21 protein-coding genes and 1 pseudogene are annotated in these 25395 nt (G+C 62.9%); 7 read left to right on the plus strand and 15 right to left on the minus strand.

Annotation, left to right across the window (positions count from 1 at the left end; genetic code table 11):
- Positions 1–49: 49 nt before the first annotated feature.
- Positions 50–472 (plus strand): DoxX family protein, encoded by a 423-nt coding sequence (locus VIG90_RS08155; protein ID WP_331592995.1) that lies wholly within the window; start codon positions 50–52, stop codon positions 470–472.
- Positions 473–535: 63 nt separating this feature from the next.
- Here VIG90_RS08155 and VIG90_RS08160 read toward each other — a convergent pair whose 3' ends face one another.
- The gene (locus tag VIG90_RS08160) at positions 536–814 is read right to left on the minus strand and encodes a hypothetical protein (protein WP_331592996.1); all 279 of its coding nucleotides are present in this window, start codon (positions 812–814) and stop codon (positions 536–538) included.
- A 105-nt stretch (positions 815–919) separates the two neighbouring features.
- Between VIG90_RS08160 and mazG the strand changes: the two genes are divergently transcribed.
- Positions 920–1738, plus strand: coding sequence for a nucleoside triphosphate pyrophosphohydrolase (gene mazG, locus VIG90_RS08165; RefSeq protein ID WP_331593022.1), 819 nt, complete (start codon positions 920–922; stop codon positions 1736–1738).
- 121 nt (positions 1739–1859) lie between these two features.
- On the opposite strand, the gene hflX is transcribed toward mazG, so the two are convergent.
- The 4 genes and pseudogenes from hflX to VIG90_RS08185 all read right to left on the minus strand — a co-directional run bounded on the left by hflX (position 1860) and on the right by VIG90_RS08185 (position 7384).
- The gene (gene hflX / locus VIG90_RS08170; RefSeq protein ID WP_331592997.1) at positions 1860–3194 is read right to left on the minus strand and encodes a GTPase HflX; all 1335 of its coding nucleotides are present in this window, start codon (positions 3192–3194) and stop codon (positions 1860–1862) included.
- 44 nt (positions 3195–3238) lie between these two features.
- A pseudogene (hfq, locus tag VIG90_RS08175) lies at positions 3239–3454 on the minus strand (RNA chaperone Hfq); the annotation flags it as partial.
- A gap of 221 nt (positions 3455–3675) precedes the next feature.
- Positions 3676–5076 carry a sigma-54 dependent transcriptional regulator gene (locus tag VIG90_RS08180; RefSeq protein ID WP_331592999.1) on the minus strand — a complete coding sequence of 467 codons (1401 nt, stop codon included), beginning with the start codon at positions 5074–5076 and terminating at the stop codon, positions 3676–3678.
- Positions 5066–7384 carry a PAS domain-containing sensor histidine kinase gene (locus VIG90_RS08185; protein ID WP_331593000.1) on the minus strand — a complete coding sequence of 773 codons (2319 nt, stop codon included), beginning with the start codon at positions 7382–7384 and terminating at the stop codon, positions 5066–5068. Before VIG90_RS08185 ends, VIG90_RS08180 begins: the two co-directional genes overlap by 11 nt.
- Before the next feature lie 328 nt (positions 7385–7712).
- Here VIG90_RS08185 and VIG90_RS08190 point away from each other — a divergent pair, with 328 nt between their 5' ends.
- Positions 7713–8108, plus strand: a complete 396-nt coding sequence (locus tag VIG90_RS08190; RefSeq protein WP_331593001.1) for a hypothetical protein — start codon at positions 7713–7715, stop codon at positions 8106–8108.
- 48 nt (positions 8109–8156) lie between these two features.
- On the opposite strand, the gene ntrC is transcribed toward VIG90_RS08190, so the two are convergent.
- Genes ntrC through dusB form a run of 3 tightly spaced genes read right to left on the minus strand, consistent with a single transcriptional unit; the run spans position 8157 to position 11763 of the window.
- Positions 8157–9620: a nitrogen regulation protein NR(I) gene (gene ntrC / locus VIG90_RS08195; RefSeq protein ID WP_331593002.1), complete on the minus strand. Its 1464-nt coding sequence runs from the start codon at positions 9618–9620 to the stop codon at positions 8157–8159.
- Complete coding sequence (locus tag VIG90_RS08200) at positions 9617–10768, minus strand: two-component system sensor histidine kinase NtrB (RefSeq protein WP_331593003.1); 1152 nt, start codon at positions 10766–10768, stop codon at positions 9617–9619. Before VIG90_RS08200 ends, ntrC begins: the two co-directional genes overlap by 4 nt.
- Positions 10765–11763, minus strand: coding sequence for a tRNA dihydrouridine synthase DusB (gene dusB, locus VIG90_RS08205; RefSeq protein WP_331593004.1), 999 nt, complete (start codon positions 11761–11763; stop codon positions 10765–10767). Before dusB ends, VIG90_RS08200 begins: the two co-directional genes overlap by 4 nt.
- 146 nt (positions 11764–11909) lie before the next feature.
- Between dusB and VIG90_RS08210 the strand changes: the two genes are divergently transcribed.
- Together VIG90_RS08210 and VIG90_RS08215 are read left to right on the plus strand one after the other, a co-directional pair.
- Positions 11910–13109 (plus strand): bifunctional 2-C-methyl-D-erythritol 4-phosphate cytidylyltransferase/2-C-methyl-D-erythritol 2,4-cyclodiphosphate synthase, encoded by a 1200-nt coding sequence (locus VIG90_RS08210; protein ID WP_331593005.1) that lies wholly within the window; start codon positions 11910–11912, stop codon positions 13107–13109.
- A gap of 207 nt (positions 13110–13316) precedes the next feature.
- Positions 13317–13838: a CinA family protein gene (locus tag VIG90_RS08215; protein ID WP_331593006.1), complete on the plus strand. Its 522-nt coding sequence runs from the start codon at positions 13317–13319 to the stop codon at positions 13836–13838.
- Here the strand turns inward: VIG90_RS08215 and VIG90_RS08220 are convergent.
- Entirely contained in the window at positions 13775–14260 is a 486-nt protein-coding gene (locus tag VIG90_RS08220; RefSeq protein WP_331593007.1) for a type II toxin-antitoxin system RatA family toxin, read from the minus strand. The two genes, VIG90_RS08215 and VIG90_RS08220, sit on opposite strands and share 64 nt — an antisense overlap.
- A complete protein-coding gene (lipA, locus tag VIG90_RS08225; protein ID WP_331593008.1) occupies positions 14260–15216 on the minus strand; it encodes a lipoyl synthase in 957 nt (318 codons plus the stop codon). The genes VIG90_RS08220 and lipA overlap by 1 nt, the downstream gene beginning before the upstream one ends.
- 148 nt (positions 15217–15364) lie before the next feature.
- Here lipA and VIG90_RS08230 point away from each other — a divergent pair, with 148 nt between their 5' ends.
- On the plus strand, positions 15365–16063 hold the full coding sequence (locus tag VIG90_RS08230; protein WP_331593009.1) for a carbonic anhydrase: 699 nt from the start codon (positions 15365–15367) through the stop codon (positions 16061–16063).
- A 685-nt stretch (positions 16064–16748) separates the two neighbouring features.
- Here VIG90_RS08230 and VIG90_RS08235 read toward each other — a convergent pair.
- Positions 16749–18272, minus strand: a complete 1524-nt coding sequence (locus VIG90_RS08235; RefSeq protein ID WP_331593010.1) for an acetyl-CoA hydrolase/transferase family protein — start codon at positions 18270–18272, stop codon at positions 16749–16751.
- Positions 18273–18846: 574 nt separating this feature from the next.
- Between VIG90_RS08235 and VIG90_RS08240 the strand changes: the two genes are divergently transcribed.
- The gene (locus VIG90_RS08240) at positions 18847–19173 is read left to right on the plus strand and encodes a hypothetical protein (protein ID WP_331593011.1); all 327 of its coding nucleotides are present in this window, start codon (positions 18847–18849) and stop codon (positions 19171–19173) included.
- 639 nt (positions 19174–19812) lie between these two features.
- Here the strand turns inward: VIG90_RS08240 and lpdA are convergent.
- The 4 genes from lpdA to pdhA all read right to left on the minus strand — a co-directional run bounded on the left by lpdA (position 19813) and on the right by pdhA (position 25247).
- Positions 19813–21228 (minus strand): dihydrolipoyl dehydrogenase, encoded by a 1416-nt coding sequence (gene lpdA, locus VIG90_RS08245; protein WP_331593012.1) that lies wholly within the window; start codon positions 21226–21228, stop codon positions 19813–19815.
- Positions 21229–21360: 132 nt separating this feature from the next.
- Complete coding sequence (locus tag VIG90_RS08250; protein ID WP_331593013.1) at positions 21361–22737, minus strand: pyruvate dehydrogenase complex dihydrolipoamide acetyltransferase; 1377 nt, start codon at positions 22735–22737, stop codon at positions 21361–21363.
- 15 nt (positions 22738–22752) lie between these two features.
- Positions 22753–24147 (minus strand): pyruvate dehydrogenase complex E1 component subunit beta, encoded by a 1395-nt coding sequence (locus VIG90_RS08255; protein ID WP_331593014.1) that lies wholly within the window; start codon positions 24145–24147, stop codon positions 22753–22755.
- Positions 24147–25247, minus strand: coding sequence for a pyruvate dehydrogenase (acetyl-transferring) E1 component subunit alpha (gene pdhA, locus VIG90_RS08260; RefSeq protein WP_331593015.1), 1101 nt, complete (start codon positions 25245–25247; stop codon positions 24147–24149). The genes VIG90_RS08255 and pdhA overlap by 1 nt, the downstream gene beginning before the upstream one ends.
- Positions 25248–25395 lie beyond the last annotated feature (148 nt).

The raw sequence follows: 25395 nt of genomic DNA on the forward strand, positions 1-25395 counted from the left end.
TGAAGTTCTTCTGGCTGCAGATACCTGTTTCCTGAAAAGGAACTGAGCCATGAACGAAAGCATCTCCCGCTTTGGGTCGGTTCTATCGTTTCTCGGCCGCCTGTTGCTGGCTTACATGTTTGTGACATCGGGCTGGTCCAAGATCATGAGCTACGCCGCCACATCCCAGTACATGGACACCCACGGCGTGCCAGCCAGCCTGTTACCGCTGGTAATTGCGGTTGAACTGGGCGGCGGCCTGCTGATCGCCTTTGGTATTCTGACCCGGCTGACCGCCCTGGTGATGGCGGCCTTCACCATCGCAACAGCCGTTTTCTTCCACGCAGATTTTGCGGACCCAGCCCAGCTTATCAGCTTCAACAAGAACCTGACGATCGCCGGTGGCTTTCTTGTTCTTGCAGCCTTTGGACCGGGCCGATGGTCAGTCGATGACTGGCACCGCATGCGTGTGGCAGCACGGCTCGGGCTTTAGCGCAGGTCAGACCTAAATGATCGGGCAAATACCCAGGAAGGACTTGGCAGGCAGCCGCGCAGTTTATAACCGGACGAAGCGTGGCTCGAAACCATGGGTTACCGATGGTTTCTTCTGCTCGAACGCAAGCGACGTCTTGGCATCAATCTGGGCAACCTGACGGTTGTGAAAGCGATAGCCTGCCGGGACTAGGATGCTCTGATCCGGATAGACGGCGACGCTGATTTCCCCCGTCTGAGCCTTGTTCTTGGACAGTTCACGCTGGCCGACAGCGATCACTGACACGATGGATGCCAGCAAGAACGCTCCCAGAACGGCCAGTCGTGTTGAAGTCCAAGCCATAGGTGTCTCCTTGCTCGTGCACCCATTAGTGCATTAAAGCCTTTTTCGCTTATCCACCCTGAACACGGGATGAACTGCATGTCCGAAGGTTTGAACGCTTCATCGCTGCCGGAACAAAATACCAGAGCGGAAAAAGCCTTCGCAGTTCTTGTGAATATAATGGCGAAGTTGCGTGATCCAAGGGATGGATGCCCCTGGGATCTCGCCCAAACCTTTAAAACCATAGCGCCCTATACGGTCGAGGAGGCCTACGAGGTTGCCGAGGCCATAAATCAGGGTGACCTCCCTGCCCTGTGCGAGGAACTGGGCGATCTGGCACTGCAAGTCGTCTATCACGCCCGGATGGCCGAGGAGGAAGGCGCGTTCACCGTTGCCGACGTTCTAGATGCCATCAATACCAAGATGATCAGGCGTCACCCTCATGTGTTCGGTGACGCGGTCGTTCGGTCTGCGGAGGAGCAGACCCATGCCTGGGAAGAACTGAAAGCCCGGGAGCGCGCTGCCAAGGCCACGCAGGGTGCTGCGGCAGGCGTCGCTGCGTACAGCGCCCTTGACGGTGTGGCGACGGCCCTGCCCGCCCTCCTGCGTGCTCAGAAGATTCAGTCCCGCGCCGCTCGCGTTGGGTTTGACTGGACGGATGCCAGCGATGTGGTGCCCAAGATTCATGAGGAAGTGGAGGAAATCCGCGAAGCTGTAGAAGCGGGCGACGCAGACGCCATCGAAGATGAGGTCGGCGACCTGCTGTTCGCCGTCGTCAACTTGGCACGCAAGCTCGATATCGATGCTGAAGGTGCGCTGCGCCGCGCAACAGCCAAGTTCGAGGGGCGCTTCCGTGCGATGGAACAGACGGCCGGCGAGGCATTCGCCGGGCTTGATCTGAACGCCAAGGAAGCCCTGTGGCAGCAGGTCAAAAAACAGAGCTAAGCATATGTTTTATAGGGCCTAGTAGCGGCCAAATACGCTCACGGGTTGCGTGAGGCAGGGAGCGATTGAGAGGTGAAGGGGGCGCATAAGCCCCCTTCCAAAACCCTCTCTTATTCCAAGCCTAAAGATCCTGATAGCGCCCGAACTGCTGCTCGGTGAGACGGACCCGCACGTGGACTTGCTCGCCGTCCTCACGCCGCTCCACCACGTCTCCGTTGGCATAGAGCCAAGCCAGACGACGGCCATCGGTGATGTCCAGCGTCATGTCGTGCAGACGGGCGTGTGCGTAGAAGTAATCGCCGAGACGGGTCAGCAGGGTGTCCACCCCTTCCCCCCGCAGCGCACTGACAGCAAGCGTGTTACCATCGCGCGCCACCTGCCCTTCGACCGATGCACGGGCTTCCGGATCCAACAGGTCGATTTTGTTGAGGATTTCCACCATGATCGGACCGCCCTCGTCGAGCACGCCGAGCTCGTTCAGAACGTCCATCACGTCCTGCTTCTGGGCTTCGGTGTCCGGATGGGAGATGTCCCGCACGTGAAGGACGATGTCCGCCTCGATTACCTCTTCCAGCGTGGCGCGGAAGGCCGCAACAAGCTGCGTCGGCAGGTTGGAGATGAAGCCCACCGTGTCGGACAGGATCACCTTCTCCTCACGTCCGACCTTGATGGCACGCATGGTGGGATCGAGCGTGGCGAACAGCAGATTCTCTGCCATCACGGACGCGCCCGCCATGCGATTGAACAGTGTTGATTTGCCGGCGTTGGTATAGCCCACCAGCGCAACCACCGGGTATGGCGCCTTCTGCCGCCGCTGGCGATGCAGGCCGCGAGTGCGTCGCACGTCTTCCAGTTCGCGGCGCAGCTTGGCGATGCGATCACGGATCAGGCGGCGGTCGATTTCGATCTGGGTTTCACCCGGGCCGCCAAGGAAGCCGTAGCCGCCGCGCTGACGCTCAAGGTGGGTCCAGGTGCGCACCAGGCGGCTCTGCTGATACATGAGGTGCGCCAACTCGACCTGAAGTGTGCCTTCCCGGGTGTGGGCACGCTCACCGAAGATCTCGAGCACGAGGCCGGTACGGTCAATGACCTTGGCCTGGAAGGACTTTTCCAGATTGCGCTGCTGCACTGGAGAGACCGCGCCATTGATGACGACGAGATCAATCTCCTTCTCCTTGACCACCTCGGCCAACTGCTCCACCTGCCCCGGCCCGAACAGGGTCGCCGGGCGGGCCTTGCGGATGCCAACGATCTCAGCGGCGGCTATCTCAAGGTGAATGGCCTCGGTCAGCCCGACAGCCTCTTCCAACTCGGCCTCGACAGAGCGAGGACCCTGGCCCTCGTTCTTGTATTCCGGATGCAGAACAAGAGCACGAAGACGCGCACGGCTCAGTCCGTCTCCGGACTGAGCCGCTGCAGTGTTCTCAACCGAACCATTGCGATTTTGCTTAGCCAAAGGTGCCGTTACGCTCCCTCGCCAGCCGGACCTTCCTGTTCGAACAGGGAAATCGGAGCGGCCGGCATGACAGTTGAAATGGCATGCTTGTACACGAGCTGCGAATGGCCATCACGCCGCAGCAGAACCGAGAAATTGTCGAACCAGGTAATGACACCCTGAAGTTTGACGCCATTGACCAGGAACATCGTCACCGGCGTTTTGTTCTTTCGGACATTATTCAGAAAAATGTCCTGAAGGTTATTAGCTTTTTCCGCCATTAAGCCCTCGCTTGGCTCCTTTTTAGACCCGCAACATTGTCCCCACAGCCAGACAACCAGAAACGGACCCGAGATATTATTACGAGTGAAAACGCTAGATAATTGTTATGCTAGAGGTTTCTGGATGAACTATGGCAGCGCGTCTTGGGAAACACAACCCCAAACGGCTGCGGCATGGTTGTACCGGAAACGTAGCATCACCCGCGGTTTTCTGTCCCTTCCTACCCGTTCGACACTTCGCCTTCCGCCCTATCGTCCTCGCCAAGGCCGAGGGCCTTCAGCTTGCGGTGCAGAGCGGAGCGTTCCATACCGATGAACGCTGCGGTGCGGGAAATATTTCCCGAGAAGCGGCGGATTTGCACCCGAAGATACTCGCGTTCAAACGCTTCGCGCGCCTCGCGCAGGGTCGTCGCCATGATTGACTGGGCGGCCTCGCTCGGAAACAGGCGGGCGGGCTCTGCCACCACCTCGGGCGGAAGCATTCCCAGATCGATCTCCGCTATATCGTCGCTGGAGGCCAAGATCAGCGTGCGCTCGATCATGTTGCGGAGCTGGCGCACGTTGCCGGGCCACTCATAGGCCTGAAGCGCTGCCAATGCGTCATCGCTGATGCCGGGCATGCGGCGGCCGCGCTGGGTGCAGAGCCGCTTGAGGAACAGGCTGATGAGTGCGGGAATGTCTTCGCGGCGCTCGGTCAGCGGCGGAATGCGGATGGGCACCACGTTCAGGCGATAGAACAGGTCCTCGCGGAAGCGGCCGGCCGTGATCTCTTGGCGCAGATCCTTGGTGGAGGCGCTGATGACGCGAACATCCACCCGCACGTTGCGGGTGCCGTCAACGCGCTGGAACACCTGATCGGTGAGGACACGCAGCACCTTGGCCTGAGTGTGGAGCGGCATGTCTCCCACTTCATCGAGCAGGAGGCTGCCGCCATGGGCCTGTTCGAACAGGCCCGTCTTGACGACGACGCCGTCCTTCTCAAGCCCGAACAGCTCCACCTCCACCCGCTCCGGCTCCATGCTGGCCGCGCCGATGACGACGAACGGCGCATTGGCGCGCGGCGACCAGTGGTGCAGCAGACGTGCCGCCACCTCCTTGCCCGAGCCCGCCGGGCCGGTGATGAGGACACGGCTGCCGGTCGCAGCCACCTTCTTCAGCACGTTGCGGACGTTGTTGATGGAGGCGCTGTTGCCGGTCAGCTCCAGATCCATGCCGGCGCGCTCGCGCAATTCCTCGTTCTCGCGCCGCAGACGCTCCGCCTCGGTGGCGCGCTTCACAAGAAAGAGCAACTGGTCGGACTCGAAGGGCTTCTCGATGAAGTCGTAAGCCCCGCGCTTGATGGCGGCCACGGCGGTTTCGACGTTGCCGTGACCGGAGATCATGATGACCGGCAAGCTGGGGTCGCGATCCTTGATGAGACTGAGGAGTTCCAGCCCGTCAAGACGGCTGCCCTGAAGCCAGATGTCCAGGATGACCAGCGAGGGCCGCCGCTCGGAGAGGGCCGCCAGTGCGCTGTCACTGTCTGCCGCCGTGCGGGTACCGAAGCCTTCGTCTTCCAATATCCCCGAAACCAGATCGCGGATATCGGCCTCATCGTCGATAATCAGAATATCAAGCGCCATGACCCACTCTTTTTATATCCTCACGCTGGTTCTTCTCGGCCTCCTCACTCGCCTCGGCGAGCGTGGCCAACGCGGCAAGATCAAACTGCAGCAAGGCGATCGCCCCTCCCTCCGGGCGGTCGCGCAGTTCAAGCGCGCCTTCGTGGTCTTCCGCGATCTTTTTGACGATCGCCAGCCCCAGCCCGGTGCCCTTGGCCCGGGTCGTTACGTACGGCTCGGTGAGCCGGTTCTTCAGCTCCGCAGGGAAGCCGATCCCGTTGTCTGCAATCGACAAGCTGAGCAGGTTTCCGTCCAGCGCGGCTGACACGGCGATGGCCGGAACGTAGTCCTCGCCCTCGCCTGCTTCCTCACGGCGGGCGCTCGTGCCCTCGATTGCGTTCTTGATGAGATTGGTCAGCGCCTGTCCGATCTGACGCCGGTCGCAGACCATGATCGGTAGGTCCTTCGGGATATCCAGCGTAAAGCGGACTTCCGGATGGGCGACTTCCTGAAGGAACAGCGCCTGACGAAGGATCTCCGAGACCGGCTCCGGCTGGAATACCGGCTTGGGCATGCGGGCGAACGACGAGAACTCGTCCACCATCCGCCGCAGATCGCCCACCTGCCGTATGATTGTATCCGTGCAGTTGGTGAACACCTGCGGATCGCTGTGGATTTCCTTTAGGTACTTGCGCCGCAGCCGCTCCGCCGCCAGCTGGATGGGGGTCAGCGGGTTCTTGATCTCATGCGCGATGCGGCGGGCCACATCAGACCATGCCGCACGGCGCTGGTCCGCCAGCTGCTGGGTGATGTCGTCAAAGGTGATGACCCACCCCGCCAGCTCACCGCCGCGGGTTTCGGGGCTGACCTGTGCCATCAGGGTACGATGAACGTGGCCGCGTCGCACGGTAATCTGGCCGCTGGCGTGGCGATCTGGCGCGGCCCGCGCCTCGTCAAGCAACGGCGCGAGTTCCGGTGCGACCCGCTCCAGCGGCTGACCGGACAGCTGGCTTTCCTCGGTCTCGAGGAGGACGGCGGCCGATTGGTTCGGCAGCGTGACGGTGCCATCGGCCGAGACGCCAAGTACGCCCGCCGACACGCCCGAGAGCACCGCTTCGGTGAAGCGACGGCGCTGGTCGAGCTGGGTGTTGGCGGTGACGAGCGCGCTCGTTTGCGCTTCAAGCTGGGTCGTCATGCGGTTGAAGGCCCGCGCCAGCACGCCGAACTCGTCAGGACTGCCGCGCACCGGCACGCGCACGGTGAGATCACCCCGCCCGACCCGATCCGCCGCGCGCACGAGCCGGCCGATGGGCGAGACCAGCCGATTGGCCAGCCACAGAGCCGCCCACATGGAAATGAGCAGGATCAGCAGTGAGATGACGACAAGGATGATGTTGAAGCGCAGCTGGAGATCATTCCGGCGCTGGACGAGCAGGCGGTAGTCGGACAGGGCGGACTGGGTTCTGGCCACCTGATCCAGCACCTGCGGACTGGCCTTGCGGCTGACGTAAAGGAAGGTGTTCTTGTATCCATCGAGCCGGATCAGGGCCTGCACGCGGTTGTTGTCCTCTCCCCTTCCCTCAATGACGATGACCGTGCCGCTGGTTGCCCGGTTCACGGCGTCTTCCGGGAGACGCGCGGTGGTGACATTCGGATCGAGCGTGACGCGGGAGACCACATCCATTGCGCGATCCGGCGCGACCTGGAAGACGATGGCCTCCGTGAGATCGCGGGCCAGTGCCTGCCACAGCACAACATCCGTGAAGGCCTGTACATCCCGCCCCAGGACGGGGGCCTGACGGGTTAAGTCTCCGGCCATGGCTAGAAGATCGCCACGGATACGGTCACGATTCTCGCGGACATAGGCCTGCGCCACCTGATCGGCGTTGTCGAGCACGGTGCGGACGCGATCGGAAAACCAGAACTGAAGACCGGAATCGAAGAGGTAAGCAGCAAAGCCAACGACCAATACGGTCGGGATGATCGCCACCATGGAGAACAGGCCGACGAGGCGGATGTGCAACTGCGATCCTGCCAGGCCTCGGCGGCGGTTGACCAGCAACACCCGGAGCCGCCGAGCCACCAGAAAGGCGACGATGCTGAGCGGAATGGCGTTGGCGACGATGAGCCAGGTCAGCAGGTTCGGCGAGGCGATGCGCAGCATCGTGCCCTGACTGGACAGGGCAAAGTAGCTGCTGACACCGATTATGAGCGTGAGTGCAGCCAGCCCCACCTCCAGCTTTGGCCAGAGATTGACCTCTGCGGCCCACTGGCTGAACCGGCGGCGGCGTTCGCGCCAAGTTTGAAGCGGCTGGGTGAGCAAGGACATGCACTGCCGACGACATTGAACCTGACGGGCACTCTAACGCGAAAGCGTGGCGGTTCAAATACAGTGTTGCATTGGTGCAGCAGAATTCGACGAACCGAAGCTAACCACGACAAATTAGGTTGAGGTGTGCGGGCAGGACACAGTTTCAGTCTGGAAGGATTAGCAACGATTTCGCTTTGTGCTATGCCAGCAGCCATACCGGATACAGGGACCCGCTTTGCAGCGCACCCGCGCCCTCATGATTCAGTGTTTTCTGGCCGCCTCGCTTGTGGCGTCTGCGGCACGTGCCGGGCCCGCCACTAACCCAGATGCCGCGGTGCCGGAGACAATGCCGCCAGATGCTGTTCCGGTTAGGCCACAGGCAGAGGAAGGCAGCGCCTTTGGTGACTATACTCGGCGCATTCGGGAAGCGGTGGAGCCACTGGATGTACGCCGGGCCTGTAATTCCCGCACCGGCAGCTATGCCACTGACGCGACCATTACCGTGTGCGGCGAGGCGCTGGGCCAGAACCGCTACCGGGTCCCGCGCGAGGTCGCGGTTACACCCAAGGCGGAGGACATGAAATCCCCTGCCGACAAGGGGCGCGCACTGATGAAGGCAGGCGATGGCGGCCCTGTCGGCAATACGGCGGACCTCGGAGGCACAGGCTTCAACCCGCTGATGCTCGGGGTGGCCGGCTATAAGGTCGCTGAAAAGCTGATCGAGAACGCCCGGGAAGAGTAGGCAGAAAAAGAGCAGGCAGGCAGAAGCCCCCTGCTCGCTGCTTGTTCATTACCGCACCCGCTTCATGGTGGCGGCATCGATGCCGAGGTCGGAGAGCTTCTTGCGCAAGGTGTTGCGGTTGAGACCCAGCAGGCGGGCGGCGCGGATCTGGTTACCGCGCGTGGCCGCCAGCGACATCAGCAGCAAGGGCCGTTCGACTTCCTGAACGATGCGATCATAGAGGCCATCGGGCGGAAGATCGTGCCCGAAGGTGGCGAAGTAGCGCGCCAGATGCTGCTCCACCGACTCCGCCAGCCCCTGCCCGGCCTGCGGCATGGCGTGAAGATCGGGCTCTGCGATGGATTCGCGAAGTTCGACCTCGATGGCGGCGGCAGTGATGATGTCGTCCCGCGCCAGTGCCGCCAGGCGGCGCATCAGATTCTCGAGCTCACGCACGTTGCCCGGCCACGGGTACTGGCGCAACCAGTCCAGCGCAGACTTGTCGAGCGTGCGCAGCGGCAGGCCCTCGCGGTGGGCGTTGTCGAGGAAGTGGCGGGCCAGTTCCGAAATGTCGTCCGCGCGCAGCCGCAGGGGCGGCAGACGGACGGGAACGACGTTCAGGCGGTAATAGAGGTCCTCGCGGAAGCGGCCGCTCTCGATCAGCTTGCGCAGATCCTTGTTGGTGGCGGAGATGATCCGCACGTCCGCCCGCTTCGCCTTCTGGCCGCCGACCGTGGTGTACTCGCCTTCCTGCAACACGCGCAGCAGTCGGGTCTGGGCATCGATCGGCATGTCTCCGATCTCATCAAGGAACAGGGTGCCGCCCTGCGCCTGCTCAAACCGGCCGACGGAGCGGTTGGACGCGCCAGTGAATGCGCCGCGTTCGTGGCCGAACAATTCGGATTCGATGAGTTCGCGCGGAATGGCCGCCATGTTGACGGCGACGAACGGCCCGTTGCGGCGGTTGCCGAGATCGTGCACCGCGCGGGCCACTAGTTCCTTGCCGGTGCCGGATTCGCCCAGGATCATCACCGTCAGGTCGGTCGGGATGACGCGCGCCATGGTGCGGTAGACTTCCTGCATCACGGCAGAACGGCCGATCATCGGCAATTCGTCTTCGGGCTGGGCCTCCGCTTCCACCTTGCGAGCCGAGCGGCCGGAGCGGACGCGCTCAATCGCGCTTTGAACGACGCCCTTCACCTCGTTGATGTCAAAGGGCTTGGGCAGGTATTCGAACGCGCCGCGCTCGGTGGCCTTCACCGCCGTTGCCAGCGTGTTCTGGGCGCTCATAACGATGACCGGCAGATCTGACCGGCGTGCATGGATGCGCGGCAGCAGGTCCAGCCCGTTCTCGTCCGGCATCACCACGTCGGTGATGACCACATCGCCAATACCGTCCTCGATCCACTTCCACAGCCCGGCGGCGGTGTCGGTGGTTTTCACCTCGTGACCGGCGCGCACCAGCGCCTGCCGCAGCACGGTGCGGATTGCCTCGTCATCATCGGCAACAAGAATGGTGGCGGTTTCGGTCATTGGGTGTCGGTCGCTAACGGCAGGAGGATACGGAAGATGGTGCGTGGCGGATCACTCTGGCGCTCATATTCGATGACGCCGCCGTGATCGCCGATGACCTTGGCAACCAGTGCCAGCCCGAGGCCAGTGCCGTTGGTCTTGGCGGAGACGAAGGGCTCGAACATGTGATCGGCCAGTTCGGGCGGCGCGCCGGGTCCGCTGTCGATGACGCAGATTTCGAGCGGCAGCGTGATGCGGCGGCTGGCCCCGCGCAGCGCCACCTTGACACCGTGCCGGTAGGCGGTGGTGATGGTGATTTCCCCGCCCTCTCCCGCCGCTTCGGCCGCGTTCTTGACGAGATTGAGGAACACCTGCACCAGCCGGTCCCGATTGGCGAGAACCGGCGGCAGCGAGGGGTCGTAACGCTCGCGGATCGTGAGGTTTTTGGCAAAGCCGTTCTCGGCAATGCGGCGCACGTGGCCAAGGATCTGGTGGATGTTCTCCGGATGACGTTCCATCGGCCGGGTATCGGTGAAGCCTTCCATCCGGTCGACCAGCGCGCGGATACGATCCACCTCGGTGCAGATAAGGCGGGTTAGTTCCTGGCTGCTCTCGTCCGCCCCGTCTTCCAGCAGCTGCGCCGCGCCCCGGATGCCGGAGAGCGGGTTCTTGATCTCGTGCGCCAGCATGGCGGCAACACCAACCACCGAGCGAGCCGCGCCCTGATGGGTGAGATGCCGGTCGATCAGCTGGGTGATGGAGCGGGATTGCAGCATGAGCAGCAGCCAGCCGGGCTGTTCGGCAAGTGGCGTGACGGATATGTCCGCCACGATCTGCCCGCCGCCGAAGAAGGCCAGCTCCACCGAATGGCCTGCAAACGAGGACTGATGCAGCCGGGCTTCAGCCAGCAGGCTGAGCAGCGGACTGTCCGCCGGAAGGACGTGGGTCAGCCCCCTCTCCTCCAGCTGCCGTGCCGACATGTTGAAGAATTGCTCGGCCGCCGTGTTCGAGAAGCGCACCACGCCCTGCGCATCGAAGCAGAGCACTGGCCCCGGCAGAGCGTTGACGATGTCCAGCAGCAGAGCCGCCGACGGCGCCCCGGGCGGGCGTCGACGGGAGGGAGCTGGAGCCACACCTTCAGGAGCAACTGGCGCGACGCCCGATGTCATGCAGCTTGCCGCTCAAGCAGCGGAGCGTAGAAATCCTCAAGCGCCTGAAGAGCTTCCTGAGGGGTCGGGATAAAGTTAAAGGTATTGCGGAAGGTCGCCCCGCCGCGCAGACCCTTGGTGTACCAGCCGATGTGCTTGCGAGCGATGCCGACGCCGGTGCGCTCGTCATAATGCTCGATCATCATGTTGTAGTGCTCGCGCACCAGGGCGTACTGGTGGGCCAGATCAGGCTCCGGCAGTCGGATGCCCGTCTTGAGGTAGTGCATGGCGTGGGCGATGAACCACGGGCGACCGTAGCTGCCTCGGCCGATCATGATGCCGTCCGCGCCGGACTGCTCCAGCGCTGCCGTGCAGTCGTCGTATTCGTTGATGTCGCCGTTGGCGATGACGGGCACCTTCACAGCATCCTTCACCTTGCGGATGAAGGCCCAGTCCGCCGTTCCGGAGTACATCTGGTTGCGGGTGCGGCCGTGGACAGTGATCATCTGCACGCCGACGTCCTCGGCCCGGCGGGCGAGTTCGGGCGCGTTCAGGCTGTTATGGTCCCAGCCCATGCGCATCTTGAGGGTGACGGGCACCTTGACAGCCTTGACCACGGCTTCGACGATCTTCGTCGCGTGATCGAGATCGCGCATCAGGGCGGACCCGGCCCAGCCGTTAACGACCTTCTTCACCGGGCAGCCCATGTTGATGTCGATGATGGCCGCCCCCTGATCTTCATTGAGCTTGGCAGCCTCGGCCATGATGGCAGGATCGGTGCCGACCAGCTGCATGGAGACCGGCTCTTCCTCCGGTGCCCAGGACACCTTGAGCAGGCACTGGCGGGTGGCACGCACCATCGCCTCGGAGGCTACCATCTCGGTCACGGTGAGGCCGGCGCCATAGCGCTTCACCAGCTTGCGGAACGGCAGATCGCTGACACCGGTCATGGGCGCGAGGATCACCGGCTCTGCAATTTCAACGGGGCCGACTTTGATGGGCTTCAGGTTCTGCATGGGCGCAACAGGTCCGTATTCCTGCGGCAAAGCACAGGTTCTGCCTCATTATAGGCAGGAAACCCGTGTTTGCACAAAAAACAGGCACTCCCTCTACACGAGAGACGGTTGTTTGCCAAGGCAGCCTTGTCCTAAAAGGGCGCGACATGTCGAACCAAACCACCTCTTTTCATACTGTCGTTCTGGTCGTTGCGGCCGGACGCGGTTCCCGCAGCGGCGTTGACCGCCCCAAGCAATACTGCCCGCTGGGCGGCAAGCCGCTGGTGCGCTGGTCGCTGGAGCGACTCCTCAACCATCCGGCCTGTGACGCCGTCCGCGTGGTGATTCACGCGGACGACGTAGCCGCCTACGCCGAAGCAACCGCAGGACTGGCGCTGGGCGTGCCGGTGATCGGCGGGGCCACGCGGCAGGAATCGGTGCGGTTGGGGCTGGAAGCAATCGCTGCCGAGGGCGGGGCCGAGCGGGTTCTCATTCACGACGCGGCCCGGCCGTTCATAACCCACGAGCTGGTCGACCGGCTGCTGGCGGCGCTGAACGAGACGCCGGGTGCGACTCCTGCCCTGCGGGTTGTGGATACACTTTGCCGGGAAGCGGAGGGCACGAGCCCAGCGCCGATACAGGGCGATGCGGTGGCTCGGGACAGGCTGTGGCGCGTGCAGACGCCGCAGGCCTTCCGGTTCGAGCCCCTGCTGGCGGCGCATCGGGCGACCGAGGCCGAGGGCAACGAGAGCTTTACCGACGACACCGGCGTGCTTCGGCACCAAGGCCACAAGGTGGCGCTGGTTGAGGGCGATGAGCGCAACATCAAGGTGACGCTGCCGCAGGATTGGCAGCGCGCAGGCGAGATTCTGATGAGCATGTCCAGCATTCGCACCGGCTTCGGCTACGACGTTCACCGCTTTGCCGCGGGCGACCATGTGTGGCTGTGCGGGATTGAAGTGCCGCATACCCAGACGCTGGCGGGCCACTCGGATGCGGACGTGGGGCTGCACGCCCTGACCGATGCCATCCTGGGTGCGATTGCGGAAGGCGACATCGGCCAGCACTTCCCGCCGTCCGACCCGAAATGGAAGGGTGCGCCGTCATGGAAGTTCCTGGACCATGCCCGCGCACTGGTCGAGGCCAAGGGCGGCGTCATCGAGCACGTTGACGTGACCCTGGTGTGCGAACGGCCCAAGGTTGGCCCGCATCGTCCGGCAATGACTGCGCGCATTGCAGAAATTCTGCGGCTGACACCCGCCCGCGTGAGCGTTAAGGCAACCACCACCGAGCGGCTGGGATTTACGGGCCGCGAGGAAGGCATTGCCGCGCAGGCCGTGGCGACCGTGCGCCTGCCCGCGGAGTAAGACCTGCTGGGCGACAGGCGCTGGAAATCCGGGTGCTTACAAACCCGAGTTGCGTTGTGTGAGGTTCCGCTATAGGACATCCGGCCCCGACACGACCCGGCAGACAAGCGGGTTGGAGCGGGACAGGATTACACAGGATTAGAAGGTCAGTCCGGCCATACGGAGCGGAGCGCGCGGCGTTCCGCATTCGGACCAGAAAGGCAAGCAATGCTGTTTCCCGCTGATATCACCGCCAAGGCCGAAGCCGTTATCGAGGCATGCCGGGCCCGTGGCCTGCGCGTGGCGACGGCCGAGTCCTGCACCGGCGGTCTGGTTGCAGGCGCGCTGACGGAAGTGGCAGGCTCGTCGGACGTGTTCGATCGCGGCTTCGTGACCTATTCCAACGAAGCGAAGATGGAGACGCTGAGCGTCAGCCTTGACGTGCTGGAGACGTTCGGCGCGGTCTCGGTAGCGGTGGCGTGGGCCCTCGCCCACGGCGCGCTGCAGAAGTCCCACGCGGACGTGGCCATTGGTGTGACCGGCATTGCCGGCCCGGGCGGCGGCAGCGAGATGAAGCCGGTGGGAACGGTGGTGTTCGCCCTGGCGCGGCGCGGCGACGATCCGGAAAAGGCCGTGGCCGAGACCATGACCTTCGACCCGGAACTGGGCCGCACGGGTATCCGCCTTCAGGCGGTGCGCGCGGCGCTCGACTTGCTGATGCCGGAAGAAGCGGCCCCGCCCGCGCCGTAAAGCTGGATGGCGCGCTTCTCGAACGCCGTCACCATGCGCTTGACGGCTTCGTGGAACAGCGCGCCCGCCATGCTTTCAAACAGGCGGTTCTTGAACTCGAAATCCACGAAGAAGTCGATCGCCGTGTGGCCTTCCGCCGTCTCGGTGAAGGTCCAGTCATTGTGCAGATACTTGAGCGGACCGTTCACGTAATCGACGTGAATGCGGGTCGGATGCTCCAAAGTCACTTTGGATGTAAAGGTTTCGCGGAAGACCTTGAAGCCGACCATCAAGTCCGCCACCAGCAACTCGGGCGTCTTCGAGCGGATGCGCGCTCCCACCACCCAAGGCAGGAACTGCGGATAGGACCCTACGTCCGCGACCAGCTCGAAAAGCTGCTCGCGGGTGAAGGGCAGAATACGCTGTTCAACATGACGGGGCATCAGACGCCTTTGTTACGCTCCGCGGCGGCAGTCTCCTGCGCCAGACGCTCGAGACGGGCAGCCTTCAGACGGGCAAAGTCATCGCCGGCATGATAGCTGGACCGGGTGAGCGGGCTGGACGAGACCAGAAGAAAACCCTTCGCCTTCGCCATGGCGGCATAGGCGTTGAATTCCTGCGGCGTGACGAACCGCTCCAGCTGCGCGTGCTTGGGCGTCGGCTGGAGGTACTGACCGATGGTCAGGAAATCGATATCGGCCGAACGCATGTCATCCATCACCTGATGGACTTCCAGACGCTCCTCACCCAGACCGACCATGATCCCGGACTTGGTGAAGATGGTGGGATCAAGCCGTTTCACCGTCTCCAGGAGGCGCAGGGAATGGTAGTAGCGCGCGCCGGGCCGGATGGTCGGGTAGAGCCTCGGCACCGTTTCCAGATTATGGTTGTAGACGTCCGGACGAGCAGCGACGATGCGCTCGACAGCGGACTGCATCTTGTTTCGGAAGTCTGGCGTCAGGATCTCGATGGTGGTGTTGGGCGCACGCTTGCGCAGCTCCTCAATCACCCGCACGAACTGAGTCGCGCCGCCATCGGGCAGATCATCCCGGTCCACGGAGGTAATGACGATGTGCTCAAGGCCCATCTCGCCCGCAGCCTCGGCCACATGAACGGGCTCCAGCGGATCGACAGGCCGGGGCATGCCGGTCTTCACATTGCAGAAGGCGCATGCCCGGGTGCAGGTATCACCCAGGATCATGACGGTTGCGTGCTTCTGCTTCCAGCACTCGCCCAGATTTGGGCAGGCTGCCTCCTCGCAGACGGTGTGCAGTTTCAGCCGGCGCATGAGCTGGCGAGTCTCCGCCACCTCCTGGGAGGTGGGAGCCTTGACCCGCAGCCACTCGGGCTTGCGCAAAATCGGACGGCCGCCGGCCGAAAGAAGTTCTGGCTTGTTCATGGAACTCACATAAACCTTTGTGTCGCCCATTCCAAGCCGGACCAGGCAAGTGCCGGGCCTGTTTTCCGGCAGCTCCATCCGATTTTTACACGTCGGTGACTGCAAAACCCTATTGACGCTCAGCCCTGTTTTGCGTTTCTAGGCGCTCATGTCCGATATTCCTGAACCAGACCAGTCCGAGTGCCAGTTCGAGGCGCTGATCGAGGGCTACCGCCGTTTCCGCAAGGATGCCTACAACCGCCAGCGTGAGCGTTACGACGCTCTGGCCAACAAGGGCCAGTCGCCGAAGATCATGGTCATCGCCTGCTGTGACAGCCGGGTTGACCCGACCATCATCTTCGACGCCGAGCCGGGCCAGATGTTCGTGCTGCGCAACGTTGCCAACCTGGTGCCGCCGTTCGAGACCGGCACGGGCGGAAGCCGCCACGGCGCGTCGGCCGCCATCGAGTTCGCGGTGACCGGGCTCGAGGTCGAGCACATCGTGGTGATGGGCCACGCCCGCTGCGGCGGCATCTCTGCCTCCCTGGCCGGCAAGCTCGGCAAGGAAAAGCCCGAAGGCGAGCCGGTGAGCTTCATCGACCGCTGGATGTCGATCATCAGTCCGGTGCGCGACCAAATCGTCATGGCCTACGAGATCGCACCGGACATGGATCCGCAGCGCGCGCTGGAACTGGCGGCCATCCGTCAGAGCATCAAGAACCTGCGCACCTTCCCGTTCGTCGAGGAACGGGTGCAGAACGGCACTCTGAAGCTGCACGGCGCCTACTTTGCGGTGTCTGACGGCATCCTCCAGCTGCTGGAGCCGGACTCGGAGCAGTTCGCACCGGTTGAACTTCCCTGGGAATAGTCACTCGCTGATCGTAGCGATGGGTTTGAAAAGGGCCTTCGCGCAGACCACTGCGCGGGGGCCTTTTCCGTTTGGGGCTCCTTCCCGCCTACGACCATGACCCTCTTCAGCCCCGCTCTCTCCTCGGTTGCAGTGGGGCAAAACAAGAACAAGAAACTGAAACCGGCACGCCATGCTGTTCGAGAACAGACATAACCAGCGCTATAGGGCTGAACGTTTGAATGCGTGGATTGGACAGGTCGCGAGCCTGCTTACCAGCATGGCGGCAAGTTGCTTTTTAGCAGCGTTCATTACGCCGCTTCTAGATGGGAGGTGGCCTTCCAGTTCGGGCCTCTGGATTGCTGCAGGAATGATGCAGTTCGTTGGAGCTTTGCTGTTTCTAAACCTTCTATCCGTCGAGGACAGGCAATGACTCTAACACTTCTCGATTTCGCTCCCGTCATCATGGCTGCCATTACTGTAACTGGCGGATTCGCTCTCTTGAAACTGCTGGTTTATCTCCACCGCAGGCAGGGCGCGCATCCGGACATGCGGCGGAACCGCTAGGGCGCTCAACGCCGGCCGGTCGCCGCCAGACCCTGCAAAAGGAAAAGCCGCCGAACCTTTGATCCGGCGGCCTTTTCCCTAGTGGTCTTGACCCAATAAGCGCACAAGGAACGCCCTTTGCTGATCCCCTGCCCGGTTCTTATTCCGCCAGCATGGAGCCGGTTTGCACGAACCGGTTGTGCCAGGACAGCGCCTCGTCCAGCAGCATCGGCGTCTGCAAGCCATAGCTGCCGCCTTGCTGGGCGCGGGCAAAGTAATCCGCCAGCATGGGCTTGTAGGTCGGGTGCGCACAGTTCTCGATGATGACCTTGGCGCGCTGCTTGGGGGACAGGCCGCGAAGATCCGCAAGGCCCTGCTCGGTCACGATGACCTGCACGTCTTGCGTGATGTGATCCACATGACTGACATGGGGCACGATGGCCGAGATCTTGCCGCCCTTGGCGGTGGACGGCGACATGAAGATCGAGATGAAGGCGTTGCGGGCAAAGTCGCCCGAGCCGCCGATGCCGTTCTGGATGCGCGAACCCATAACATGTGTCGAGTTCACGTTGCCGTACATGTCGGCCTCGAGCATGCCGTTCATCGACAGGCAGCCGAGACGGCGGATGACTTCCGGATGGTTGCTGATCTCCTGCGGGCGCAGGATGATTCTGCCTCGGTAATCGGCCATCTCGTTGTTGAGGCGACTTGCCGCGTCCGGGCTGAGGGAGAAGGCGGTGCAGGAGGCCACGCGTAGCTTGCCGCTGTCGAGCAGGTCGAGCATGCCGTCCTGCAGAACTTCGGTGTAGGCGGTCATGTTCTCAAAAGGACCGTCTTTGAGGCCGAACATGACCGCATTGGCAATGTTGCCGACGCCGGACTGAAGCGGCAGCAGATTCTGCGGGAGACGACCTTTTTTCACCTCATGGGAGAAGAATTCGAGCAGATGGCCAGCCATGGTGATCGACGTCTCGTCAGGCGGCGAGAACGGCGCGTTGCGATCGGCGATGTCGGTCTCGACGATGGCGACGATCTTTGATGGGTCCACCCGGAAACAAGTGCTGCCGATGCGGTCGTCCGCCTTCACGATGGGAATGGGCACGCGATTGGGCGGCAGCGCGGTGCCGTAGTAAATGTCGTGCATCCCCTCCAGCGCTTCGCTCTGCCAAGCGTTCACCTCGAGGATGATCTTGTCGGCACGGTCAAGCCAGGTCTTGTTGTTGCCGATGGACGACGACGGCACCAGCGAGCCGTCCTCCCGAATGGCGGTGACCTCGACCACGGCCACGTCGAGCGGACCGAGGAAACCCTGCCATGCGACCGGCGCCACCTGACTCAGGTGCATATCGAGGTATTCCATCTGCCCCTTGTTAATCTTCTCGCGGGCGATGGGGTCGCTGTTGTAGGGCAGCCGGAACTCGATGCCGTCCGCCTTTGCCAGCGCGCCGTCAAGCTCCGGGCCGGTGGATGCACCGGTCCAGACGCGAATGCGGAAGGGATTGCCCGCCGCACGCTCCGCCTCGATGCGCTCTGCAAGCGCAATGGGCACCTGCTTGGGATAGCCCGCGCCAGTAAAGCCGCTCATGCCGACAGAACTGCCTGACGGTATCAGCGCCGCAGCCTCGGCTGCAGACATGATCTTCGACCGCAGCGCCTCGTTCCTGATTCTTGAGGTAGCGCTCATTCTATCCTCCGCAACTCGCACAGTAACATGCCGTGCCGATGCTGAGCATTGCAGGAGCCAGGACGCCGTTCAACACAGGTTCATCCCGAAACCGCACCATGTGCCCGTATTCCTACCAAGGAACCGGATCGCGCCGTTCCCCGCATTGGCGCCGTTCAGCATGGTTGCCCGCACCGGTGGCCCGGCAGACCGCGTCCAGAGAGCATAATGCCCGTCTGATCGTTCGGTCTTTTCGCCTATCCACGAAACACCATGGGCGGGTCAACACCAAAAAAGTGGCCTTCCGGGTAACAATGGCACCTGGTTCCGGGCATTCGCCGCTGAAAACAAACGGTTGATCGACACGGTCGCCCTCCCATCATCTGGAGCTCAAGGCGGTGCAGCAGTGGCGTCAGACCACGAGTGCGCTGTCACAAGATCTTGCCGGTTTACCTGGGTTTTCAAGCGAGGCGTGACCGTACCGGGAACGAGTGCAGGAGGTAAGAGGTTCAAGAGGAACAGGACCCGCAGCCTGCCGTTGAATCGTAGAACACCGGCAGCGATGCAGACCGGCAAGCAATGTATGAGAGGCCCGATGACCCGCGACACCAACGAACGCGAGAACCCGACCCAGACTTCTGCTCCAAATCAGTCAACCGCCGCACGTGATGCCGAACGGCAGCGGCGCGCAGCCGAAGCGCGCGAACTGGAGGCCAAGGCCGGCGCACGCGCGTCTCTGCAAGGCGAGGAGCAGGCGTTACAGAATCAGGTGGCCGATAATCCGGCAGGCCCGCCCAATGCGGACGAGGCGCCACGGCAGGCCAACAACGGCACGATGCGCCCCGCCATTGGCGAGAAGCGTGCAAGCCCGGACGAGAATGAAACCCGCTACCAGAGTGAGGAAAGTCGCCGGGGCGAATAGCCGAGCGTCAGGCGCGGGGCTCCGCTGTGGTCTGCAGTGGCAACGGCGTTTCCCTGTTATCTCCTTGTTCCGTTTGATGTGTCTTGCCGGGGTCGAGGAAGCTGCTGATGACCGCAACGTCAGGGGTTTCCGCAACCAGAGCAAAAATAGCCGAAGCCATGCGACGTGCATGGCCTGGCGCGCCCTCCGAAGGACTGTGCGGGCTTAAATCTGTGAAAGCAAACGCGAGACCACCCTCGTGTCCCTGCGACAGACACTTAGCCGATGCAGCACATTCTCAAAACCCATTGAATATATTGAACTATTTTTAATACAGCCGTTGCGAAGGGCACCACGACTCCTATAATGGCGCACAGTGTTTCAGAAGGTTGTTCATGCACCTTTTGCTAACCCGGACCCCGCAGGCCCCTACCCTGCGGGGTCTTTTACATCAGGGCTCGGCGAACCTGAGCTGCCAGGCGAAATTAAAGTGCAACACGTCACGTGGAAGGCTTTGTCACTGAGCAACGATGTGGCGAACAAGCAAAAGCCGGACAGGTGGCCCTGCCCGGCTTTTGTGTTCTGGAGCTTGCGACCAGAGGCGCAGTCCGGAAATGAGCGGATGGTTCCAGAAGGAGCCCTCCTTCCAATCCCCGAACCCTAGAAGTGGATGGCCCGGCCGTAGGCGGCGAGAACGGCTTCGTGCATCATCTCGGAGAGCGTCGGGTGCGCGAAGACGGTCTGCATCAGCTCGGCCTCGGTGGTCTCGAGCTGACGAGCAACGACGTAGCCCTGAATGAGCTCGGTCACTTCCGCGCCAACCATGTGTGCACCCAACATCTCGCCGGTCTTGGCGTCGAACACGGTTTTGATGAAGCCCTCGGGCTCGCCGAGCGCGATCGCCTTGCCGTTACCGATGAAGGGGAACTTGCCGACACGGACTTCATAGCCGGCATCTTTCGCCTTGGTCTCGGTGAGGCCGACGCTGGCGACCTGCGGACGGCAGTAGGTGCAGCCCGGAATGTTGGCCTTGTTGAGCGGGTGCGGGTGAACGCCCTCCCCCTTGCCCAGTTCGACGGCGATGGCTTCGGCAGCGGTCACGCCCTCATGGCTGGCCTTGTGGGCGAGCCACGGCGCACCGGCGACGTCGCCAATGGCCCAGACGCCCGGAACGTTGGTGCGGCCATAGCCGTCCGTCGCAATCTGGCCGCGCTCCACCTGCACGCCCAGGTCTTCAAGGCCAAGGTTCTCGACGTTGCCCTGAATACCGATGGCGAGGATGACCCGATCGAATTCATGGGTTTCGTTCTTGCCATCCGCCTCGATGGTGGCGGTGATGGTCTGGCCCTTGGGCTCAAGCTTGGACAGGCCGACCTTGGTGCGGACGGTAATGCCCTGCTTGGCAAAAGCCTTGGCAACGAATGCGGAGACCTCTTCGTCTTCCACGGGGAGGATGCGGTCGATCATCTCGACGATGGTGACCTTGGAGCCGAGGTCAGCGAAGAAGCTGGCGAACTCGACGCCGATGGCACCCGAGCCGACGACCAGCAGGCGGCCCGGCACCGTGTCTGGTACCAGCGCGTGCTTGTAGTTCCAGATCAGCTTGCCGTCCGCCTTCAGGTGCGGCAGCTCGCGCGGGCGCGCGCCGGTGGCGAGGATGACGTGCTTGAAGGAGACGTCCTCAACCGCCTTGCCGTCCTTGGAGACGGTGAGCGTGTCCTTCCCGGTGAGTTTGGCTTCACCGTCAAACACTTGCACCTTGTTCTTCTTGAGCAAGGTCTTGACGCCTGCGCTCAGCTGGCCGGAGACGCCGCGCGAACGCTTCACGATGGCCTGCAGATCATAGCTGACGTTGTCAGCCTTCAGGCCGTAGGCGGCCGCGTTCTGCATGTTGTGGTACATTTCGCTGGAGCGCAGCAGCGCCTTGGTCGGAATGCAGCCCCAGTTGAGGCAGATGCCGCCCAGATGCTCGCGCTCGACAACAGCGGTGTTCAGACCAAGCTGGGCCGCGCGGATTGCCGCCACGTAGCCGCCGGGACCACCGCCCACCACAACAACGTCGAACTGGGATGCCATATGCATATCTCCTCATCCCACAACGCAAAACTTCAGGCGTTTCAGGGAGATAACGAAACTCTTTAACAACTGGGCCGATTAAAAGCCCGAAAGGGCGGAGGAGTTGCCTCCCCCGCCCTCTGGATTTGCAGCTTACGCCAGCATCAGCAACGGATCTTCGATCAGGCGCTTGAAGGCCTGAAGGAATTCCGCGCCGACCGCGCCGTCAACCGCGCGGTGATCGCACGACAGGGTGACGGTCATCACCGTGGCAGCGGCAACTGCGCCGTCCTTGATGACCGGGCGCTGCTCGCCCGCGCCGATGGCGAGGATGCAGGCCTGCGGCGGGTTGATGACGGCTTCGAACTGCTTGATGCCGTACATGCCGAGGTTGGAGATGGAGAAGGTGCCGCCCTGATATTCCTCAGGCGCGAGCTTGCCCGCGCGGGCCTTCTCAGCGAGCTGAGCAACTTGACGGGAGATATCGGCCAGACCCAGCGAGCCTGCGTCCTTCACCACCGGGGTGATGAGGCCGCCCTCGATGGCAACAGCAACCGAGATGTCCTGACGCTTGAACCAGTACATCTTGTCGCCCGCGAACTGGACGTTGGCGGCAGGCACCTTCTTGAGGGCCAGCGCCACGGCGCGGATGACGAAGTCGTTGACCGAGACCTTCACACCCTCCTTCTCGAGGCGGCTGTTTAGCTCCTTGCGGACCTTCATCAGCGCGTCGATCTCGCAATCCACCGTGAGGTAGAAGTGCGGGACGGTCTGCTTGCTCTCCTGCAGGCGGCGCGCAATGGTCTTGCGCATGTTGGAGAGCTTGATCTCCTCGAACGGCACATCGGCCGGCGGGCCGTAGCTCGGCGCAGCAGCAGGCGCTGCGGCCGGAGCCTTTGCGGCAGCCGGAGCAGCCGGTTGCGCTGCTGCGGCGGCGGCAGGCGCGGCAGCGCCGGGCTGGAAGGCTTCGATGTCAGCCTTGATGATGCGGCCATTGGGGCCAGAGCCCTTCACGGCGGACAGGTCGATGCCCTTCTGGCCGGCGATGCGGCGGGCCAGCGGCGAGGCCTTGATGCGCTCCCCGCCTTCCTGCGATGCAACCGCCGGGGCGGCCTGCGGCTGGGCGGCGGCCGGAGCCTCGGGAGCCTGAGCGGCGGGCTTTACCGGTTCACCGCGGGCGGATTCCTTCTGCTCTGCCTGAGCGGCTTCGGCCTTAGTTGTTTCCGCCTTCTGGCCGGGGCCTGCCTGACGCTGCTCGGACGGAGCTTCCAGAGCATCTGCGCTCTCGCCCTCTTCCAGAAGGACCGCGATCTTGGTGCCGACGGCGACCTCTTCGGTGCCTTCGGCGACGAAGATCTTGCCGACGACGCCTTCGTCGGCCGATTCATATTCCATCGTCGCCTTGTCGGTCTCGATCTCGGCCAACACCTGACCGGCGCTGACCGTATCGCCTTCCTTCACCAGCCACTTGGCCAGCGTGCCCGTCTCCATGGTGGGAGACAGGGCGGGCATGAGAATGTCGATCGGCATTTATGCTCCCCCGGCTCAGCGATAGCAGACGCGCTTGGCAGCTTCGACCACGTCGGCCGACTTCACCAGAGCGAGTTTCTCAAGGTTGTTGGCATAGGGCAGAGGCACGTCCTTGTTGGTGACGCGCAGCACCGGAGCGTCCAGATCGTCGAAGCTCTCTTCCATGCAGATGGCGGAGATTTCAGACGAGATGGAGCACTGCGGCCAGCCTTCCTCGACGCAGACCACGCGGTTGGTCTTGGCGAGCGACTTAAGCACGGTTTCCTTGTCCAGAGGACGCAGGGTGCGCAGGTCGATCACTTCAGCATCGATGCCTTCCTGAGCCAGCGTTTCGGCCGCTTCGAGCGCCACGCCGACGCCGATGGAGTAGGACACCAGCGTGACGTCCTTGCCTTCGCGGGCGATCTTCGCCTTGCCGATGGGCAGGACGTAGTCTTCATCGACCGGAACGTCGAACGAGCGGCCGTACAGCAGCTCGTTCTCAAGGAACACGACCGGATCCGGCGAGCGGATGGCAGCCTTGAGCAGGCCCTTGGCATCTGCCGCCGAGTACGGCGCGATGACAATGAGGCCCGGCACGTGGGCGTACCACGGGCCGTAGTTCTGGCTGTGCTGGGCTGCAACGCGCGAGGCCGCGCCGTTCGGGCCACGGAACACCATGGGGCAGCGCATCTGGCCGCCGGACATGTAGTTGGTCTTGGCGGCAGAGTTGATGATCTGGTCAATCGCCTGCATGGCGAAGTTGAAGGTCATGAACTCGACGATCGGCTTCAGGCCGCCCATAGCAGCACCGGTGCCAACGCCGGCAAAGCCGTGCTCGGTGATCGGCGTGTCGATGACGCGCTCCGGGCCGAACTCGTCGAGCAGGCCCTGCGTCACCTTGTAAGCGCCCTGGTACTGCGCCACTTCCTCGCCCATGACGAACACGGACGGGTCCGTGCGCATTTCCTCGGCCATGGCGTCGCGCAGGGCTTCGCGCACGGTCTTCTTGACCACGTCGCCCTTCACTTCGGGATCGCGGACGTCCGGCTTGCGCGGCTGGGCTTCAGCCCTGGACGGCGCAACGGCTGGCGGCGCGGACTCGGCGGCCTGCGGCTTGGCGGCGTCATTGCTCGGTGTTTGCGGGGTGACCGGCTTCTCGCCGGCGTCCAGCGCGTCAAGGTTCTCGCCTTCCTCGGCGATGAGCGCGATGGGGGTGCCCACCTTCACGCCGTCGGACCCGGCGGGAACGAGGATGCGAGCCATGATGCCCTCATCGTCCGCTTCCAGTTCCATGGTGGCCTTGTCGGTCTCGATCTCGGCGATGGTCTGACCGGCCTTGATCTTGTCGCCTTCGTTCACCAGCCACTTGGCCAGCGTGCCCTCTTCCATCGTGGGCGACATGGCGGGAAGGAAAATTTCGGTGGCCATTAATAAGTCTCCACCAGCACATCAGTGTACAGTTCGGACGGATCCGGCTCGGGCGAGGTCTGGGCGAAGTCCGCCGCTTCGGCGACGATGGCTCGGATCTCCTTGTCGAGCGCCTTCAGCTCGTCCTCGGTGACCTTGCCGGACTCCAGCAGACGGCGCTTGGTGCCCTCGATGGGGTCGGACTGCTCGCGCACCTGCTCCACTTCTTCCTTGGAGCGGTACTTGGCGGGGTCGGACATGGAGTGGCCGCGATAGCGGTAGGTCTTCATCTCGAGGAGGATCGGACCCTTGCCCGAGCGCACCCACTCGACCGCCGCATCAGCCGCGCCCTTCACTTCCAGCACGTCCATGCCGTTGACCTGGATGCCGGGGATGCGGAAGCTCTCGCCACGGCGGAAGAGCTGGTCTTCGGCCGACGCGCGATTGACGCTGGTGCCCATGGCGTACTGGTTGTTCTCGATCACGTAGATGACCGGGAGCTTCCACAGCTCCGCCATGTTGAAGCTCTCGTACACCTGGCCCTGGTTGGCCGCGCCGTCACCAAAGTAGGTAACGCACAGGCCGTTGTCCTGCTTGTACTTGTGAGCGAAGGCAAGGCCGGTGCCGAGCGACACCTGCGCGCCGACGATGCCGTGGCCGCCGTAAAAGCCATGCTCCACGGAGAACATGTGCATGGAGCCGCCCTTGCCGCGGGAGATACCGCCTTCGCGGCCGGTCAGCTCTGCCATCACCGCCTTGGAATCGATGCCGCAGGCCAGCATGTGGCCGTGGTCGCGATAGCCGGTGATGATGCTGTCACCCTTGTTGAGCGCGGCCTGAATGCCGACGACGACTGCTTCCTGACCGATGTAGAGGTGGCAGAAGCCGCCGATCAGGCCGAGGCCGTACATCTGGCCCGCGCGCTCCTCGAAGCGGCGGATCAGGAGCATCTCACGATAATACTGCTTCAGTTCATCGATGCTGGCCTTGTAGGGTTCCGGATACTCCGGGGTCGGAATGCGGCTGGTGCGCAGCGCGTCCGTCTCTTCCCGGCGATTCCGCCCCTTACCCTTCTGCTTGCCACCGGCGTTAGCCGCTCCGGTGTCGGGCGATGGCGACATAATCACCCCTCCACTTATAACCGAACGTTCGGTTTGTTATGAACTCTTCAGATTGTTGTTAACCCAGCAAATCCGAGACGCCAAGGCTTTTTCACGGTTTTGCCCGTTGGGTAACCGGACAACGAACAGAACGCAGGACAGGAATGTT

This window comes from Pedomonas sp., from assembly GCF_036515995.1.
Lineage (GTDB): Bacteria > Pseudomonadota > Alphaproteobacteria > Sphingomonadales > Sphingomonadaceae > Pedomonas.

Coding starts and splice junctions, on each gene's coding strand:
- VIG90_RS08155 (WP_331592995.1), top strand. CDS start 50: ATGAACGAAAGCATCTCCCGCTTTGGGTCGGTTCTATCGTTTCTCGGC.
- VIG90_RS08160 (WP_331592996.1), bottom strand. CDS start 814: ATGGCTTGGACTTCAACACGACTGGCCGTTCTGGGAGCGTTCTTGCTG.
- VIG90_RS08180 (WP_331592999.1), bottom strand. CDS start 5,076: ATGGCGCTTGATATTCTGATTATCGACGATGAGGCCGATATCCGCGAT.
- VIG90_RS08185 (WP_331593000.1), bottom strand. CDS start 7,384: ATGTCCTTGCTCACCCAGCCGCTTCAAACTTGGCGCGAACGCCGCCGC.
- VIG90_RS08190 (WP_331593001.1), top strand. CDS start 7,713: ATGCCGCCAGATGCTGTTCCGGTTAGGCCACAGGCAGAGGAAGGCAGC.
- ntrC (WP_331593002.1), bottom strand. CDS start 9,620: ATGACCGAAACCGCCACCATTCTTGTTGCCGATGATGACGAGGCAATC.
- VIG90_RS08200 (WP_331593003.1), bottom strand. CDS start 10,768: ATGACATCGGGCGTCGCGCCAGTTGCTCCTGAAGGTGTGGCTCCAGCT.
- dusB (WP_331593004.1), bottom strand. CDS start 11,763: ATGCAGAACCTGAAGCCCATCAAAGTCGGCCCCGTTGAAATTGCAGAG.
- VIG90_RS08210 (WP_331593005.1), top strand. CDS start 11,910: ATGTCGAACCAAACCACCTCTTTTCATACTGTCGTTCTGGTCGTTGCG.
- VIG90_RS08215 (WP_331593006.1), top strand. CDS start 13,317: ATGCTGTTTCCCGCTGATATCACCGCCAAGGCCGAAGCCGTTATCGAG.
- VIG90_RS08220 (WP_331593007.1), bottom strand. CDS start 14,260: ATGCCCCGTCATGTTGAACAGCGTATTCTGCCCTTCACCCGCGAGCAG.
- lipA (WP_331593008.1), bottom strand. CDS start 15,216: ATGAACAAGCCAGAACTTCTTTCGGCCGGCGGCCGTCCGATTTTGCGC.
- VIG90_RS08230 (WP_331593009.1), top strand. CDS start 15,365: ATGTCCGATATTCCTGAACCAGACCAGTCCGAGTGCCAGTTCGAGGCG.
- VIG90_RS08235 (WP_331593010.1), bottom strand. CDS start 18,272: ATGAGCGCTACCTCAAGAATCAGGAACGAGGCGCTGCGGTCGAAGATC.
- VIG90_RS08240 (WP_331593011.1), top strand. CDS start 18,847: ATGACCCGCGACACCAACGAACGCGAGAACCCGACCCAGACTTCTGCT.
- lpdA (WP_331593012.1), bottom strand. CDS start 21,228: ATGGCATCCCAGTTCGACGTTGTTGTGGTGGGCGGTGGTCCCGGCGGC.
- VIG90_RS08250 (WP_331593013.1), bottom strand. CDS start 22,737: ATGCCGATCGACATTCTCATGCCCGCCCTGTCTCCCACCATGGAGACG.
- VIG90_RS08255 (WP_331593014.1), bottom strand. CDS start 24,147: ATGGCCACCGAAATTTTCCTTCCCGCCATGTCGCCCACGATGGAAGAG.
- pdhA (WP_331593015.1), bottom strand. CDS start 25,247: ATGTCGCCATCGCCCGACACCGGAGCGGCTAACGCCGGTGGCAAGCAG.